This window comes from Methyloceanibacter sp. (assembly GCF_050728395.1).
In the GTDB taxonomy this organism is placed as follows: Bacteria; Pseudomonadota; Alphaproteobacteria; order Rhizobiales; family Methyloligellaceae; genus Methyloceanibacter.
The window spans coordinates 1-15979 of sequence record NZ_JBOHJB010000022.1 but is presented as its reverse complement, the minus strand read 5'-3'; the positions used below and the strand labels follow the sequence as shown (position 1 = coordinate 15979).

The following is a 15979-nucleotide window of genomic DNA, read 5'->3' as shown; positions in this document are numbered from 1 at the left end:
TTACAAAGCGTCGGTCCTGATGGAGGCGGACGCGGTGCTTCTGCCGCGTCGGTTATTCTTTTTGTTTTTGCGTTCGATTATTGTTTCTTGAGTTCGATATCCAGTTTGGTGGCCTGACCTCCAGTCACGGTTACGGGCATCTCTGTCGGCCCGGTAAAGGGTTGCTCTGCCACGAGCTTGTAGGTGCCTGGCGGAACGTCGGTGATGGTGAATTTGCCGTCGGCGCCGGTGATCGCGTAATAGGGGTTGTCGACCACGTAGATCCAACCCTCCATCCAACCATGCGCGTCGCAGTCGACGCGGACCGTTCCGGCTTTTTTCAACTCGGTGGGAATGACCTGCCCCTCATTCGGCAGCGCCATGTTGAAGGCGGTGCGCTTGCCGTAATAGCCATGCGTGTTGTGGAGGACAGGGTCGCTGTTGAGGACGTCCAGGGGGCCGGCAGGGATGACCTGAACTTCGGGTTCGAAGCGGCAATTGTGGTTGTTGAGCACAGGCTTCTTGCCAGGTTCAGGCCACGCCTTTCCCGAGGCAACGTCGGCGAGATACACGACCGCGCTCTCGACGGCCTTGTCGGCACTAACCCTGATCAGCGGCTCCTCGCGCACGCCTCCGCAGGTCGCCGTGTCCTTGGTGGGGATGATCTTCTTGGTGGGCACGTCGCCGCGATAGACGACTGTTCCCTCGATCGTCCCGCCGCCGGTGACGGCAGCGACGTCGTATGCATGCGCGGGGAAAGTTAGGATCGCAGTTGCGATGACCGTCAGCAGACCGGACAAAATCCTGAGCGTGGCGGCCACAGCAACCCCTCTCCATTACGTCCGGAGAACACGGCAATCTCGAAAATTAGAATTCGTCCAATTCGAAATGAAGTCCAATCAGTCATGCTGATCGGCTGATAATAAAAAATGATCACGCGCTCGCGCCCAACAGCGCTAAGGTTTGCGCGGTCATCGCGACGGGTCGATTTGGACCTCCGATAGGGGGAACATGACCAATCCACAGCGAAGTGTTCGGGAGGTGGGCGCTGCGGGCTATGACGGATTCTTTGCCGACGCTGTCGCGCGGCTGCATGTCGAGCGTCGTTACCGCATCTTCGCTGACCTCGAACGGATGGCCGGCCGCTTTCCCTGCGCCGTGTGGCACTCTCCGCAAGGGCCGAAGGAAGTCGTCATCTGGTGCTCCAACGATTATCTCGGCATGGGGCAGCACCCGAAGGTCGTGCGCGCCATGATCGAAGCCGCCACTCGGTTCGGCACCGGGGCCGGCGGCACGCGCAACATCGCCGGCACCAATCATCCGCTGATCGAGCTTGAGGGCGAGCTTGCCGATCTCCACGGCAAAGAGGCGGCGCTGGTCTTCACCTCGGGTTATGTCTCCAACCAGGCGAGCATCTCGACCATCGCCAAGCTCATCCCCGATTGCCTGATCCTGTCCGACGCCCTCAATCACAATTCGATGATCGAAGGCATTCGCCAATCCGGGATGGAAAAGAAAATCTTCCGTCACAACGACGTGGGTCATCTCGAAGACTTATTGAGCGCGGCAGGTCGGCACCGGCCGACGCTCATCGTGTTCGAGAGTCTTTATTCAATGGGGGGCGACGTAGCCCCGATCAGCCGCCTTTGCGACGTGGCCGATCGCTACGGCGCCATGACCTATCTCGACGAAGTGCATGCGGTCGGCATGTACGGCGAAAGGGGCGCCGGCATCGCCGCGCGCGACGGCGCCATGCACCGGATCGACGTGATCGAAGGCACGCTCGCCAAGGCCTTCGGCTGCCTCGGCGGCTACATCGCCGGGAGCGCCACGCTGATCGACGCGGTGCGCTCCTATGCTCCCGGCTTCATCTTCACCACGGCTCTGCCGCCGCCGATCTGTGCCGCGGCCACGGCTGCGATCAGGCATCTGAAAATTTCCGATTGGGAGCGCAACCGCCAGCAAGATCGTGCGCGGCGGGTCAAGTCGGCGCTGGCGGCGGCGGAATTGCCGGTCATGCTGAGCAACACCCACGTCGTTCCCGTGGCGATCGGCGATCCGGCGAAGTGCAAAGCGGCGAGCGACCTTCTGCTCAGCAAGCACGGCATCTACATCCAGCCGATCAACTACCCGACCGTGGCCAAGGGAACCGAGCGCTTACGCATCACGCCCACGCCCTGCCATGACGACCACATGATCGCCGAGCTTGCCGCGGCGCTCGTCGAGGTATGGGGCGAGCTCGGCTTGCCGAGGGGCTGTCTCCCCTACGCGGCCGAGTGAACGCATCGCGCCAGGCTGTCGGAAGTTTGCGTCTTTGAGGAGGAAGCACATGACCGCCAAGGATCTCAAATTCTCGTTCGAGGCTCGCGACCGGTTGCTGCACGGCATCGACGTTCTCGCCAGCGCCGTGAGGGTCACACTCGGACCTAGAGGGCGGAATGTCGCGATCGATCGGTCGTTCGGAGCGAAGATCACCAAGGACGGCGTGAGCGTCGCCAAGGAAATCGAGCTCGGCAACAAGTTCGAGAATATGGGCGTCCAGTTGGTTCAGCAGGTCGCCAACAGGACCTCCTACCGGACCGGCGACGGCACCACCACCGCGGTCGTGCTCGCGCACGCGATCGCCAGGAACGGCGCCAAGGCGGTGGCCGCCGGCATGAACCCAATGGACCTGAAGCGCGGCATCGATCGCGCGGTGGAAGCCGTCGTCGGCGAGCTCAAGAAGGCTGCCAAGTCCATCACCTCGAACGCCGAGATCGCGCAGATCGGCACCATATCCGCCAACGGCGACACCGAGATCGGCGGCACTATCGCCGAAGCGATGCAGAAGGTCGGCAACACAGGCGTCATAACCATCGAGGAGGGCACGTCGCTCAAGACCGAGCTCGACGTTGTCACCGGCATCCAGTTCGATCGCAGTTACATTTCTCCCCATTTCGTCACCAACCGCTACAAGGGCCTGGTGGAGATGGAAGACGCCTACATTCTGATCAGCGAGAAGAAGCTCTCGAGCCTCAACGAAGTGCTGCCTTTGCTGGAGAAGGTCGTCCAGGCCGGCAAGCCTCTGCTCATCATCGCCGACGACGTCGACGCCGAGATCATGGCGGCGCTCGTGGTCAACAAGCTGCGCGGCAGTCTCAAAGTTGCCGCCGTCAAGGGCCCCGCCTATGGCGAGCTGCGCAGGGCGATCCTTCAGGATATCGGGGTGATGACCGGCGGAACGGTGAACTCGGACGATCTCGGGTTCAAGCTCGACACCGTGTCCTTGGACATGCTTGGACGCGCAAAGAAGGTGGTCATCGACAAGCAAAACACGACGATCGCCGAAGGCGCAGGCACGAGCGCCGCCATCGAGACCCGCATCGCCGCGCTCAAGCTGCAGATCGAGCGATCCACCTCCGATTACGACCGCGAGAAGCTGCAGGAGCGGCTGGCGAGCCTTACCGGCGGCATCGCCGTGATCAGAGTTGGCGGCGTGACCGAAACCGAGATCAGGGAAAAGAAGGATCGCATTCAAAATGCGATGCATGCGACGCGCGCGGCAATCGAAGAAGGCATCCTGCCTGGCGGCGGCGCCGCCTTGGTGCGGGCGAGCAAGCTCGCCGGCAATCTCAAGACCGAGAATGACGATCAGAAAGCCGGCGTTGCCATCGTCAGGGAGGCGATCACCTGGCCCGCCCGGCAGATTGCCGCCAATGCCGGGGCCGACGGCTCGGTCGTGGTCGCCAAGATTCTCGACGCCAACGACAATGGCTTTGGCTTCGATGCGCAAACCTGCGAGTTCGGCGATCTGATGGCGAGAGGCATTATCGACCCCGCCAAGGTCGTGCGCTCGGCCCTTCAGGGCGCGGCCTCGATCGCCGGCCTCCTCATTACCACGGAAGCCATGGTGGCCGAAGTGCCAGGTCCGCCGCCGCCCGAGCTTCCTGGCCACCACGATCACGAGGATCATCTCGACATGGAGTTCTGAGGGCGAGCCCTAGAGGTCCGTGGCGATTCGTTACTCGCCAGAAGCGTGGCTACGCGATGAAGGAAAAAACCCACGACAGAGCTACTAAAACGACCACGGAACAGGCAACAATTGGCCAGAAATATCTTTTTTCTTGCTTCATGACACGGGTAGCAGATCGCCAAACACCAACCCATCCCCAGACGGCAATAGCCATTGCAAGAATCACGAGTCCGAGCATCACTGCCGGGGGCATCAGCCCTGCTAAAACTCTCATGGCTACGACAAAAAATGCTTGTAGCAACCATGCGTTGAGCCAGAATGAAACGGGGAGGCTGAGTTCACCGCGCCAATGTTTGATGAGATAGTCCTTATCAAGCGATTCGCTGCGAGGGTTTTGCTCCGCCCAATAACTGAAAATGGATCTCGGGGTTTCGGCGGCACCAGGCAGGTCGTTAGTTGTTGGCGAGGCCTCAGAGAGCTTGACTGGCAGTTCAGGTGGACGGCTTTCACGCAGCGAGTACTCGCCTTGTGGCGATTCCGAGAGTTGAGATGTCGCCGGAATTTCCGGCCCGCCCTTCATCAGGCCCGGAACAGACCCGGCGGTCGTCCAATTCTCAAATCCGGGCTGCCAAACTAGATCATCCGCGCGCAGGCGTCCCCGCTCAGCCAGCCGAAGCAAAACGCTATTGGACAGAGGACCGCGCTGCTCGCCACCCCGCGATATGTACCAGACTGATTGAGATGTTGCGATCTTAGCCGCTCCTTTTGCTGCACGTCTGGCGAAGCAAATGCTTGGTGACACTGATGGTGGAGAACATGTTCGGGAAGGCACCGATGCTCCCCAATCCGTGCTCAGCCTGGTTGGTCGACTCCGGCGCGAAGTCCACAGTCAGTGATACCGTCGAAAAGTTCCTGGAGTATGCACACGGGAGAACAGCCCTCTGCACTCTCCCATTCGATCCAAAATGATTCGTCATCTTCGTGTACTGGTGGCGTGACTGAGTTTTGGCAGGGGAATCTTCGCGAATGCGCGCTGACCCCTCAATGCGCTGACCCCCACCAGTTCTGCAACGCAGTCAAATTGGCAGCGAGGATCGCCGCATTCGGCGCGAATGCACGCCAGGCGGTGAGATGTTTCCCCGAGACCGTCGTCAACACCGGCGTTCTTGCATCGGCTGCAGCCGCGAAGGCGCGGAAAAGGCCAAGACCGGAGGCTTCAAGCTTGCCGAACTTGCTCAGCACAAGGAGATCGCAAGTGCGCATCTGATCGAGCACGGCAGAGCAGGCGCGCGCCGCACCGGAAGGATCGATATGGCATGTTTTGCCTGCCGGCGGCGTCTCGAGATAGATGGAGTATGTCGCGCCAGTCACAATGTCGCGCAGGATGCCTGCGTTACACATGCGATCGGGCAAACCATGCGTTTCCTCGATGAGCCCAACGACGCGAAGCCCACTCGATTGCCATAGCGCAATCGCATCCTTCATCAGAGCCTGAGCCGCGGCACTGCTTGACGCTCTGATGCGCGCAATGTTGCTCGGTGTCGTCAAACTAGACATAGGGCGCGTAAGGTTGACGACGGGACGGTTGGAAAGAGCGTACTCCTCATCAAACACTCCCTCGTAAGCAATTGTCGCCTATCTGCCTCAAGCGAGGCGGAGAGGCGGAGCTACCCCGGCTCTATGCTATGACGCGGTGGCGACTCGGTGGCGACCTTACGCCTCGTCTGGCACACCAATAACGTTGCTGGCATCGAAATCTATGTGAGAAATCAGAATGGTCGGTGGTTGCGGGGAGAGGATTTGAACCTCTGACCTTCAGGTTATGAGCCTGACGAGCTACCGGGCTGCTCCACCCCGCGTCAATTCACCATGCGCCACAATCGCGAGGCGCAACCGCCGCGCGCGGACCTCAAGTCCGCCGATCAAGGGCGGGAACCTATAGCAGGTTCGGAGGAGATGTGAAGGGCGCCGGAAGCGAAATTTCCCGGCGCCACGGGCACATAGGCCCATATAGTCATTGGCCGCCGGTTTGTGAACTACTTGCGGCCTTGTTTGTCAGGGCTAGTACGGCGCTTCCGGGACGGGCGCCCCACCATAATGGTAGGCGACGCCGAAGGTCACGTGGTTCGTCCACACATCGGTCTCGAGCGAGCCGCCGCCGACCAGGTCGGCTTCGTTGGTGGCAAAGCTCAGCTTATAGTCTCCGAACACCGAGAAGCGGGGACCGAAATGGTATTCGACCCCGACCAGCCCCTCCACGGTCACGCCATCAAGCTGATACTCGAAGGTGCGCGCATTGGGCGGCCCAGGCGCCCGGCGAACCTCGACATGCGGGAAGGCGGGGCCGACGCCCAAGCCCACATAGGGCGTCCACCGCGCGAAGATCCAGCGATATTGACCGCCGAAGAACAGCTCATTGAGGCCGTCGGTGAATTCCATGGTCTCAAAGGTGTTGCCCACGCGATCCTTGGGGCCGACCGGAACGCCGTCGCGCGTACCGGAGACGCTCACTACGGCGTCCTGGTCTGCGATCACCTTCGCGTGGTGATAGTCGACCATGAAGCCCCAATTCGGGGCATTGTTGAACCAGTAGGTTCCCCGCAAGCCCCAATAAGGCGGCGCCCCGAAGGAATCGCCATCCCAGGGCACGTCGTCGAGCGTCATGTTGGTGCCGCCGGGCTGGACGAGATGGATGTCGCTGTCGAAGCTGCCGTTCCAGCCGCCATAGACGCCGATCTGCATCTCGGCATTCGCCGGCGAAGCGGCACAGGCGAGTGCAAATATCGCCGCCGCTGCTAGCCCGTGAAGGGTACCCCTTCGAGCCGCGAGTTTGGCGACCCCCAAGCGCACCATAAGTCCAGTCCCCAGATCGGGCCCCTCTCCTAAGGGCCTCGTTATGCCGCGCACGCGCGTACCCGTCGCCACGATGGGACGCGCACGCGTGACCTCTAGATTTGCTTACACGGTCGATCCTGGGGTGCCAAGATTAGTCACCCTCTATCCCTAGCGAATCTGGGCGGCTGTTGCGGAAAAGCCGCGCCTTTCCGGGCGCCGTTTCCGGGCGCGAAGTGCCTGGCCAACCAAGCCAATTTCGCGTCCGCTCGCCACGCAAGCGATAGCCGCCTTGAGGGGCAGGCTCGAACAGCCAGCGGCGCGCGGCAAATCGCTCGCGCACCAGATAGGGAAACGCCGTGCCGAGGATCGCGCCGCCCAAGGCGTCGGTAAAGTAATGCTGGCCGATCAGCACCCGGCTCGCGGCGATCCAGACGGCCACGGTGTAGAGCAGCACCTTGCCACGCGGCCACAGCATGCCGAGCACGGTCGCGAGCGCAAAGATGTTGGTGGCGTGGCCCGAAGGAAAGGAGGCGTGGTCTGGATCGAAAGAGAAGAGCTGAAAGTCGAAGGGGCCGAGCGTATCGAACAGCTTCGGGCGCGCCCGGCCGAGGATATATTTGGTGAGATTGCCGATGAGACCGGCACCCCCCACGCTCACGAACACAAAGCCGATGGTGCTCGCGATCAGCCCGTAGCCGGCGGCGTTGCGGAAGCCCCGATGCGTGCGGCGGAGCACAAGCGCAAGCGCCACCAAGGAGCCCGCCGGGATCAGCATCCAGTTCGACCTGCCGATGTCGGTGATGCTGCGCAGGAAATTGCGGGCCTCGGGCGCGAGCGCCTTCGACCGCTCCAAGAAGAAGGGATCGAGCACATAGACGCCGAACAGAACAAAGGAGACCGCCAGCACCACCTGCTCGAAGAGGGTGAGGTCCGCCAGGCGAAAGCGCGTCATCGGCACGGCATCTGCTTCAGGCGACCTTCGCCGTGCTCGGATCCCGCTTGCCGAGCCAGATGAAATAGATGTTGCGGGCGTAGATCACGAGGCCCGCCGCCTGGCCGACGATGAACACCGGATCGGCGCGGTAGATGGCGTAAGCGAGCAGCATGGCCCCGCCCCCGAAGCTGAAATACCAGAAGGTCTCCGGAATGATGCTCGCCCGCGCCTTCTCCGTCGCCACCCACTGCACGATGAAGCGCATCGAGAACATGAACTGGGCGATGAAGCCGATGGCGACCCAGGCGAGCTCGCTCGTCGGTGTCGACGCCCACCAGCTTTGCAGATGTGCCAGACTCATTTCGACGACGCCCCCACTTTGACTTGACTGACGCGGGCCTCCTCGCCGGCCGCCTGCGCTCCCGATAGATCTTCGGCAATGGGCGGGAGCGAGGTTCGCTTGCGGAGCCAGCTGACGCCCACAAGGTCATATAGCCCAATCAGGGCCCGTCCGAGATTGGTGTATTTCGACGCGCCCCTGAGCCGTGGCCGATCGTTCACCGGCTCATAGGCAATTTCGTGGCCGTAAGTCAGGAACAGGGCCGGCAAATAGCGGTGCATGCTGGTGAAATAAGGCAGCCTCAGATAGTCGTCGCGCCGATAGATCTTGAGCCCGCAGCCAGTGTCCGGGCAGCCATCGGCGAGCACCTTGTCGCGGATCCAGTTGGCGAAGCGCGAGGCGGCCTTGCGCGAGCCCTTGGCCTTGCGTCCCTCGCGAATGCCGCCGACGAGTGCAGGCTCGCCCCCGTCGCGCCCGAGCCGGCCGAGCAGCCGCATGATGTCCGCCGGATCGTTCTGCCCGTCACCGTCCATGGTGACGATCACCGGCGCGGTGGCGGCGATCACGGCGGAGCGGAGCGAGGCACTCTGGCCCGCGCGCCTTCCATGGCGGAGATAGCGCAATTGCTTGTGGCGGCTGAGCATGGCCTTGATTTCGGCGTCGGTGCCGTCGTCGCTTGCGTCATCGACCACGATCACTTCCTGCAAAACCGGCTCAGGGACCGCTTCTATGGTCTCCTCGACCAGCCGCCCGATATTGCCGGCCTCGTTATAAGCAGGGATGACGACGGCGATACGCATTGACAAATCTCTTTGAAATCCGGCCCGGCGGGGAAGGGGGCATACCCCGCCGACCAGTAGCAAGCTTTCATTTCCGCGCACAACATTGTACAGGGGGCGCCTGCCCCCAACCATCCTCAGTAACCGCCCTTGCCAGCCCTCAAAGCCGCTCGCCCCAGCCTTTTGCGTCCCTGGCGCGTGCGTCCCTGGCGCGAGGCCGTCTGGCGCGACCAGGATTACTGGACCTGGCTGCTCCTTATTCTCGGCGCTCTCCTCGTCATTCGTCTGCTCGCGCTCTTTTTCGCCGAAACCGACCTGTTCTTCGACGAGGCCCAATATTGGTCGTGGTCGCGCGACCTCGCCTTCGGATATTTCTCGAAGCCTCCGCTGATCGCCTGGATCATCCGCTCGGCAACTGAAGTTTGCGGCAACGCTGAATGGTGCGTGCGGGCACCGTCGCCCATTCTCCACACCGTCACCTCCATCCTCGTGTTTCTCGCCGCGCGCTCTCTCTACGACGACCGCATCGGCTTTTGGTCCGCGGTGGTGTTCGCCACCTTGCCGGCGGCTGCCTTCTCCTCGCTGCTGATCTCGACCGACGTCCCCCTCGTCCTGTTCTGGACCTTGGCCTTCTATGGCTGGATCAAGCTGATCGAGACGCGCGAGATGCGCTTTGCGCTTCTGATCGGAGTAAGCCTCGGGCTTGGTCTCCTCGCCAAATATGCCGCGATTTATTTCCTGATGTGCATGGCGATCGACGCCTGGAGCGACGCGCGCGCGCGCGCTGCCCTGCGTGGAGGCCGCGGCCCGGTCGCGCTTGCCGTTGCGCTCGCAATCGTTGCACCCAACCTTCTGTGGAACGCAAGCCACCGCTTCGTCACCTTCTCGCACACGGCCGAGAACGCCGGCTGGAAAGGATTTCCCTTCCGTCTCGGGGATGGCCTTGAGTTCATCGGCTCACAGTTCGCCGTGTTCGGCCCGATCCTGTTCGCGGTGCTCATCGTCGTCACCTGGCGCGCGGCGCGGCGCGGCTGCGAGCAGCCCGAATGCCGGTTGCTCGCCTTCTCGGCTCCGGTGATCCTGCTGCTCATCGTGCAGGCGCTCTTCTCGCGCGCATTCGCCAATTGGGCCGCTGCGGCCTATCCCGCCGCCACGATACTGGTCACCGCCGAGCTATTGCGGCATTGGCCGCGCCTGTTCCGGGTTTCGCTTTGGCTCCATCTTGGCGCCGTGTTCGTCATCACCCTCGCGCCGCTGTTCGCAAAACGACTGTCCGCGCTGACCGGTCCTGAGTGGAACCCTTACGCCCGCGTGCTCGGATGGCGGGACCTCGCCGCCGCAACTGAACGTCTCGCCGAGGCGCAAGGCGCAAAGTCGGTGCTGACCGACAACCGCGAAGTGACGGGGGAACTCGTCTATTACCTTCGCGACACGACGCTCCCGATCACCATCTGGTTTCGCGCGCAAACCCCGCGCAATCATTTCGAGATGACGCGGCCTTTCACTGAAGCCGCGCCTGAGCCCGTGCTTTACGTTACCCTGATCCAAACCAGGACATCGGTGCTGAAGCGTTTCGACACACGCCAACCCATTGGCAAACAACAGTTTCCCACTGACGCACTGCCGGTGCGCGAAGCGCGCTTCTATCTGTTGAAGGGCTATGAGGGCGACCATGCCGATTGATCGGACTGCGCAAGCCTGGGAGCCAGACGGCTTGACCGAGCTCAAGCTTGCGGCCGTGGCGGCACTGGTCGGCGTCGCCGCTGCCGTGATTTTCGTCGGCTGGCCCGATCTCGACCTTGCCGCGGCCCGCTTGTTCTACGTCGATCCCCGCCACTTTCTGTTCAATCAGTCGGCGCTCGCCACCGCCCTCCGGCTCGGCTTCAGGCTCGTGACCTGGACCACTGCCGCCTTGGCGGTGATCGGCACTATCCTCGTTCTCGCCAAGAGGCGCCGTCTGCTCGGGCTCGGTTTGCCGCAATGGATCTTTCTTGCTCTCGTGCTCATCACCGGGCCAGGACTGATCGCCAACACGCTGCTCAAAGACCACTGGGCGCGTCCACGGCCGATCCAGGTCGTCGAATTCGGCGGCCCAGATCGCTTCACGCCTGTGCTCGAGCGCTCAGGCAATTGCGAGCGGAACTGCTCCTTCGTCAGCGGCGAGGCCTCGGCGACGTTTGCCGTCGGCTTTGCCATTGCCATGCTCGCGCGCCGAAAGCGTGCCGCGCTGATGGCCGCCGCCGTGGCCGCTGGCGGCATCGCCGGTCTCATTCGCATGGGCGAAGGCGGGCATTTCCTGAGCGACGTGATCTTCGCCGCCGTGTTCATGGCGCTCGACGTAGCGCTCATGCACTGGCTCGTGTTCCACGTCCTCCTGCAAAGGACGCCGGACGAAGCCTGGTGGCACGACAAGACCATCGCCCTCGCCCAAGACCTCAGCCGCAGATCGCTTGAGGCTATCGCTGCCGGCACGGTGTGGTTCCGGCGGACCTTTCCCGAGACATTTGGCGGTCGCCTTGCCCCACGGGACCATCGCGATGAGGATGGCCCGTCCCCTTGATGCGACGTCGAGCTAGGGCGCGCCGAGGCTCAGTTGGAATGCACAGTGGCGACGCCTTCGCGCATTTCGTACTCGTCGGTCGCCCAAATCGCGAGCCCGACAAACAGCAACGCGGCGAGCGTCAGCGAAACGGCGACGGCGATCTCGATGATCCGGGCCCTGGTAAGCCCCAATCTTCGCACCTCCGCGCGAATGCCGATGCCATGATGTGACCGCAACCCTGGAAACCCTCCTGCCTACCCTCCCTGTCTAACGCCACATCGCCGCCGCGTCGTTGCGTTGTGATGTCGCGCGCGGCGGTGCGTCCCTGCGCTGAATCGTCGGCTTGAGAGGCTTGTATTGCACGGGTTTTGGCCGCCGGCTGGACTAGGGGGTGACGGCGCTGCGCTGCTGGGCGACGACCGCGCTCTGGCCATCGGTATCCTCGGCGCCCGGCGCGTCGCGACCATAGATGTCGGGCCTGAACTGCACCATGCCGTTTTCCGACACGAACGCCGTGAGATAGACGAAATGGACCGGCACCGATTTTCCAAGCGCCACGTTGATGCTCTTTCCGTTCTCCGCCGCCGCCTGCACTTTCTCCGGCGTCCAGCCTTGCGGGCCAAGCAGCCAGGCGACCAGGTCGAGCACCTGCTGCACGCGCACGCAGCCTGAGCTGAACGCGCGCGCCGATTGGCTGAACAGCTGCTTCAGCGGCGTGTCGTGCATGTACACGCTGTGTTTGTTCGGCATGTTGATGCGCACCACGCCGAGCGCATTGAAGGTGCCGGGGTCTTGCACGAACCGGTAGTTGACCACGTCGGGCGCGTTCCAATCGATGCTCGCCGGATTGAGCGAGCCGCCTTTGGCCACCACGCTGAAATGCTCTTCGGTGAAGTAGCTCGGATCCTTGCGCAGCTTCGGAATGAGATCGGCATTCGCGATGCTCTCCGGCACGGTCCAGGTCGGATAGAAATTGACCTCGACGATCTGCGCCGACACCGCCGGCGTGGCGCGCGCCGGCTTGCCCACGACCACGTTGCTGGCGAGCGCGAGATTGCCGCGGTCGACCGCCTGCAGGGTGAAGGCCGGCACGTTGACCAGCACGTAGCGCGCCGCCTTGTTGATCTTCATCAACGATCTGACGCGGGCAAGATTGGTCTCGAGCTGTTGCAGCCGTTCCGCCGCCGAGACGTTGAGCGCGGCGAGCGTGCGCGAATCGACGAAGCCGCTGACGCGCAGCCCGTTGCGAATCTGGAAGCGGGCGAGCGCCTCCTGAAACTCGCCGTCGAACACCGGGCTCGCCCTGCCGCCGCTCGGAAGATCGCCGGTCATGGCGAGCTGGCGCCTGATGGCGACGATCTCTGAGTCGGAGTCCCCCGGTCTCAGCGTGACGGCGCCCGATACTTCCGGCCAGCCACCGCCGGCGGCGATCTGACGATAACGCTCGATGCCCTGTTGCAGCGCCGCAGCGGCGCCGTCGCTGACAAAGGGCACGTTCATGCCGTATCCGGGGCTGAGCCGATCGTACAGCTCGGTGCGCACCTGATCCCGCCGCGCCCTGTCCTCCGGGCTCGCCGGTCCCGTGCTGCTGGCGAAAGGATTGAGCGGATCGAGGACGCCGGCGCTTGACGGCGTGATCGCGATCGCCCCAAGCAGCATCGCTGCCGCCGCCGTGGCGGGGCGGAAACGCGAAACCATTTGCTGTTTTCCGAGGCCCACAGATGGCATGCGCCAGCAAACTTCCCGTCTCGGCTATGTCACCAGCGATGGAATCGAGCACGTATCGCGCCGCCCGCGCAACCCCAAAAAGCGGTCGAGAGCCCAAGGCCTCGCAACCCGCTCCATCCAGGCGCTGTTCGCTTAAGCAGGTTCCCGGCCGAGGCGCTCGAGCAAGCGGTCGATGAAGGGGCACTGGCCGGGCAGAATTTTCTTGCGCGCCTCCTCGGGCGCGAACCATTGGGCGCGATCCACTTCGGGAAAGGATTGCCGGCGCCCGCTCTTCGGCGGCCATTCCATCTCGAACAGGTTGGACCTGAGCCTGCTCGGATCGAAGTCGCCCTCGATGGCGTAGGCGGCGATCAGCTTCCGGCTCGGCTGAACCAACTCGCCGAGCTTGACCGCGTCACCTGCCGGCGCCGGGCTCCCAAGCTCCTCCTCGAACTCTCGGCGCGCAACGGCAAGCGGGTCCTGGCCCTCGTCGTATTCGCCTTTGGGGATCGACCAGGCGCCCTGATCCTTCTTGGCCCAGAACGGCCCGCCTGGATGCACGAGCAGCAGCCGCAGCTCGGCCCCTCGTCCGCGATACAGCAAGATGCCGGCGCTGCGCTCGGTCATGTCACTCCCTCAGGCCCGGAAGATAAACGAGAGCTGAACCGGTGCTTCAAGGGCGGTTCAACCCCCCTGGCTTAGAAAGCCGTTTCCTCGACCTGGAAACCGTGACACCGCCCAAGGAGATTGCCATGACCAAGAATGCTCCCGCCCACCCGGACGCCATGCTCGCCCTGCAAACGGTCGCCGACGCTTCGAACGAAGCAGGCCTGACCTGTCCTACGCCGGAAGGCACCATCTTCGATGACCTCTCGCTCATTGGAGCTTTGCTTTTCGGGGAGGCGATCTCCGAGACGCTGATTGAGGAGGTCGAGCCCGACCGCCGGCATTGAGGCGCAAAAAAGCGCTCGTGTGGCGCGAAGCGCGATAGCGCAACAAAAAACCACCGCGGGGAGACCCCCGGCGGCGGTTTGCATCGAATTAACTGCTACAACCCAAAGTTGCTTATCTGCTCTAACGCACGCTATATTCGAGAGCTTGGATCTCAGGAGCTCTCGATGCCGGCTGACATTCAGGTGAGTTCGAGCCGCGATTGGCTGCGCGCTCATCAAGCATTGCTGATCCTCGCAGGCTGTCTCGCCGCCGGCCTCCTCGCCATCGCCGTCGCAGCCCTCAAGGCCGAGGCGCCTGCGTCCTGGGCCTCCGTCGCCGCGTTCGGCCTGGCAACGTCCGGAGCATCGATCTTCGTTGGCGGTCTGATCGGCTTCCTATTCGGCATCCCCCGCAGGTTGCAGCAACAAGAGGAAGCCAAGCCCGCGCATGCCGCCGACGACGCCAACGCCGCCGCCGCGACCCAAGCTGCAATCTATGGAGCAAACACCAATCTCGAGCAGATCTCGGACTGGTTGACGAAGATCCTCGTCGGCGTGGGTCTCATCAATATTGCCGGCTTGAAGACGCTGCTGCCGGAAGTCTCGGTGGCGGTCGCGCCTGGCTTCGGCGGCCAAGTCTGGAGCGGAACTTTCGGCGTCGTGATCATCGTCTACTTCTTTGTCGGCGGTTTCTTGATCGGCTATCTGACCACGCGACTCTATCTCGGGCAGGCGCTGACCGCCGCCGAGCGCACGTTCTCCTTGCAGAAGCAGCTGAGCAGGCTCGAGGAGCAATCTCAGACCGACGCGCTTGCCTTGCAGCTCGCAACGACGCAGCTCTCGGGCCTTGACGCCGACAAGCCGACGCAACAAGTCCTGGACAACGCGGTGCGCGGTACCTCAGGCGAGATGAAGGCGCAGATCTTCTACCGCGCCCAGCTTCAGCGCCTGCGCAATTGGCGCGACGATACGACCAAGCCGAAAATGGAGCGCACCATTCCGGTGTTCAGGGCGTTGGCGGCAAGCGACAGCCAAGACAGCTATCACAAGAATTACGGTGAGCTCGGCTATGCGCTCAAAGATCAGCGAACGCCAGACTGGGCGGGAGCGGAGGAAGCGTTAACGCGAGCCATCGCGCTGCGCGGCGACAACTTCGAAAGCAGCTACTACGGCTACGAAATGAATCGCGCTCACTGTCGCATCATGCGAGACGAGTCCTATCGCAGCAACGCACCCTCGTCCGACGAGGTCAAAGCCAAGATCGTCGAGGACCTGAAGGCCGGCATGAAGGACGAAGCGACCAAGGCCTGGGCGCTCAAGATGCGAGACTTGGCGAAGTGGGTCACCCTCAACAAGCTCGACTTCAACGCCCTGCCATAACGAAAAAGCGCTCATGTAGCGCGAAGCGCGATAAGCGCAACAAAAAGCCGCCACGGGGAGAACCCGCGGCGGCTTTGTGTATTCGTGTAACCCACGATCGTGGAAGAGGGGAATCTCGATGAGGGCTCTGGAGGGCCCTTTATCAATGCGCTATCGCGCTTCGCGCTACATGAGCGCGATCTTGCGCTCAAACAGGCCGAAGGCCGGTAGCGCAAACGTCAAGTCAACGCCCTTGGTAAGCCTGGCGACGACCTACTCTCCCGTGCCTTAAGACACAGTACCATCGGCGCTGGAGCCTTTCACGGCCGAGTTCGGGATGGGATCGGGTGTGGGCGCTCCGCCAGTATCACCAGGCCAACGAAGGGCGGTGACAGATCTGGTCCTAACATGCCCGGTCTTCGTCGCGCTTGACGCCCGCGCTCAAGTAGCGCGAAGCGTGGTAGCGCATCTCGCCCTCAAGTAGCGCAAAGCGCGTTAGGGCGAAATTGAAGGAGATGGGCACTGACGATGAAAGCAATCAAGCCAATCGAGCGATTAGTACTGGTTAGCTTCACGCATTGCTGCGCTTCCACACCCAGCCTATCAACGTGGTGGTCTTC

The 15979-nt window shown here is 62.6% G+C and carries 16 protein-coding genes, 1 tRNA gene, 2 rRNA genes and 1 pseudogene; 6 read left to right on the top strand and 14 right to left on the bottom strand.

All coding sequences use genetic code 11. The features are described from left to right. Window positions 1–77 precede the first annotated feature (77 nt). Window positions 78–782 carry a carboxypeptidase regulatory-like domain-containing protein gene (locus ACREC7_RS05910; protein WP_431554786.1) on the bottom strand — a complete coding sequence of 235 codons (705 nt, stop codon included), beginning with the start codon at window positions 780–782 and terminating at the stop codon, window positions 78–80. A gap of 208 nt (window positions 783–990) precedes the next feature. Here ACREC7_RS05910 and hemA point away from each other — a divergent pair, with 208 nt between their 5' ends. Both hemA and groL read left to right on the top strand, forming a co-directional pair. Further along, window positions 991–2259: a 5-aminolevulinate synthase gene (hemA, locus tag ACREC7_RS05905; protein WP_431554760.1), complete on the top strand. Its 1269-nt coding sequence runs from the start codon at window positions 991–993 to the stop codon at window positions 2257–2259. Between the two features lie 49 nt (window positions 2260–2308). Continuing rightward, a complete protein-coding gene (gene groL, locus ACREC7_RS05900; RefSeq protein ID WP_431554759.1) occupies window positions 2309–3949 on the top strand; it encodes a chaperonin GroEL in 1641 nt (546 codons plus the stop codon). A gap of 49 nt (window positions 3950–3998) precedes the next feature. Here groL and ACREC7_RS05895 read toward each other — a convergent pair whose 3' ends face one another. From ACREC7_RS05895 to ACREC7_RS05860, 8 genes and pseudogenes are all read right to left on the bottom strand, one after another. After that, window positions 3999–4511 carry a hypothetical protein gene (locus ACREC7_RS05895; RefSeq protein ID WP_431554787.1) on the bottom strand — a complete coding sequence of 171 codons (513 nt, stop codon included), beginning with the start codon at window positions 4509–4511 and terminating at the stop codon, window positions 3999–4001. A gap of 12 nt (window positions 4512–4523) precedes the next feature. Further along, window positions 4524–4733 (bottom strand): annotated as a pseudogene (locus ACREC7_RS05890) (DUF4339 domain-containing protein); the annotation flags it as partial. A 239-nt stretch (window positions 4734–4972) separates the two neighbouring features. Next, on the bottom strand, window positions 4973–5488 hold the full coding sequence (locus ACREC7_RS05885; protein ID WP_431554758.1) for a DUF2478 domain-containing protein: 516 nt from the start codon (window positions 5486–5488) through the stop codon (window positions 4973–4975). A 225-nt stretch (window positions 5489–5713) separates the two neighbouring features. Further along, window positions 5714–5790, bottom strand: a tRNA-Met gene (locus tag ACREC7_RS05880). 202 nt (window positions 5791–5992) lie between these two features. Beyond that, window positions 5993–6784, bottom strand: coding sequence for an outer membrane protein (locus tag ACREC7_RS05875; RefSeq protein ID WP_431554757.1), 792 nt, complete (start codon window positions 6782–6784; stop codon window positions 5993–5995). A gap of 133 nt (window positions 6785–6917) precedes the next feature. Next, window positions 6918–7718 carry a phosphatase PAP2 family protein gene (locus ACREC7_RS05870; RefSeq protein WP_431554756.1) on the bottom strand — a complete coding sequence of 267 codons (801 nt, stop codon included), beginning with the start codon at window positions 7716–7718 and terminating at the stop codon, window positions 6918–6920. Window positions 7719–7734: 16 nt separating this feature from the next. After that, window positions 7735–8061 (bottom strand): lipid-A-disaccharide synthase N-terminal domain-containing protein, encoded by a 327-nt coding sequence (locus ACREC7_RS05865; protein ID WP_431554755.1) that lies wholly within the window; start codon window positions 8059–8061, stop codon window positions 7735–7737. Continuing rightward, a complete protein-coding gene (locus tag ACREC7_RS05860) occupies window positions 8058–8840 on the bottom strand; it encodes a glycosyltransferase family 2 protein (RefSeq protein WP_431554754.1) in 783 nt (260 codons plus the stop codon). The genes ACREC7_RS05865 and ACREC7_RS05860 overlap by 4 nt, the downstream gene beginning before the upstream one ends. Before the next feature lie 129 nt (window positions 8841–8969). Between ACREC7_RS05860 and ACREC7_RS05855 the strand changes: the two genes are divergently transcribed. Continuing rightward, window positions 8970–10502 (top strand): ArnT family glycosyltransferase, encoded by a 1533-nt coding sequence (locus ACREC7_RS05855; protein WP_431554753.1) that lies wholly within the window; start codon window positions 8970–8972, stop codon window positions 10500–10502. Beyond that, window positions 10492–11379: a phosphatase PAP2 family protein gene (locus ACREC7_RS05850; protein WP_431554752.1), complete on the top strand. Its 888-nt coding sequence runs from the start codon at window positions 10492–10494 to the stop codon at window positions 11377–11379. Before ACREC7_RS05855 ends, ACREC7_RS05850 begins: the two co-directional genes overlap by 11 nt. A gap of 29 nt (window positions 11380–11408) precedes the next feature. Here ACREC7_RS05850 and ACREC7_RS05845 read toward each other — a convergent pair whose 3' ends face one another. The 3 genes from ACREC7_RS05845 to ACREC7_RS05835 form a co-directional block, all read right to left on the bottom strand. Beyond that, window positions 11409–11597 (bottom strand): hypothetical protein, encoded by a 189-nt coding sequence (locus tag ACREC7_RS05845; protein ID WP_431554751.1) that lies wholly within the window; start codon window positions 11595–11597, stop codon window positions 11409–11411. A 148-nt stretch (window positions 11598–11745) separates the two neighbouring features. Further along, entirely contained in the window at window positions 11746–13059 is a 1314-nt protein-coding gene (locus tag ACREC7_RS05840) for a L,D-transpeptidase family protein (RefSeq protein ID WP_431554750.1), read from the bottom strand. A 162-nt stretch (window positions 13060–13221) separates the two neighbouring features. Continuing rightward, a complete protein-coding gene (locus ACREC7_RS05835) occupies window positions 13222–13695 on the bottom strand; it encodes an NUDIX domain-containing protein (protein WP_431554749.1) in 474 nt (157 codons plus the stop codon). A 125-nt stretch (window positions 13696–13820) separates the two neighbouring features. Between ACREC7_RS05835 and ACREC7_RS05830 the strand changes: the two genes are divergently transcribed. Beyond that, window positions 13821–14021, top strand: coding sequence for a hypothetical protein (locus tag ACREC7_RS05830; protein WP_431554748.1), 201 nt, complete (start codon window positions 13821–13823; stop codon window positions 14019–14021). 165 nt (window positions 14022–14186) lie between these two features. After that, window positions 14187–15380, top strand: a complete 1194-nt coding sequence (locus ACREC7_RS05825; RefSeq protein WP_431554747.1) for a hypothetical protein — start codon at window positions 14187–14189, stop codon at window positions 15378–15380. A gap of 239 nt (window positions 15381–15619) precedes the next feature. Here ACREC7_RS05825 and rrf read toward each other — a convergent pair. Then, window positions 15620–15734, bottom strand: a 5S ribosomal RNA gene (rrf, locus tag ACREC7_RS05820). Window positions 15735–15893: 159 nt separating this feature from the next. After that, window positions 15894–15979: ribosomal RNA gene (locus tag ACREC7_RS05815) — 23S ribosomal RNA — on the bottom strand; the annotation flags it as partial.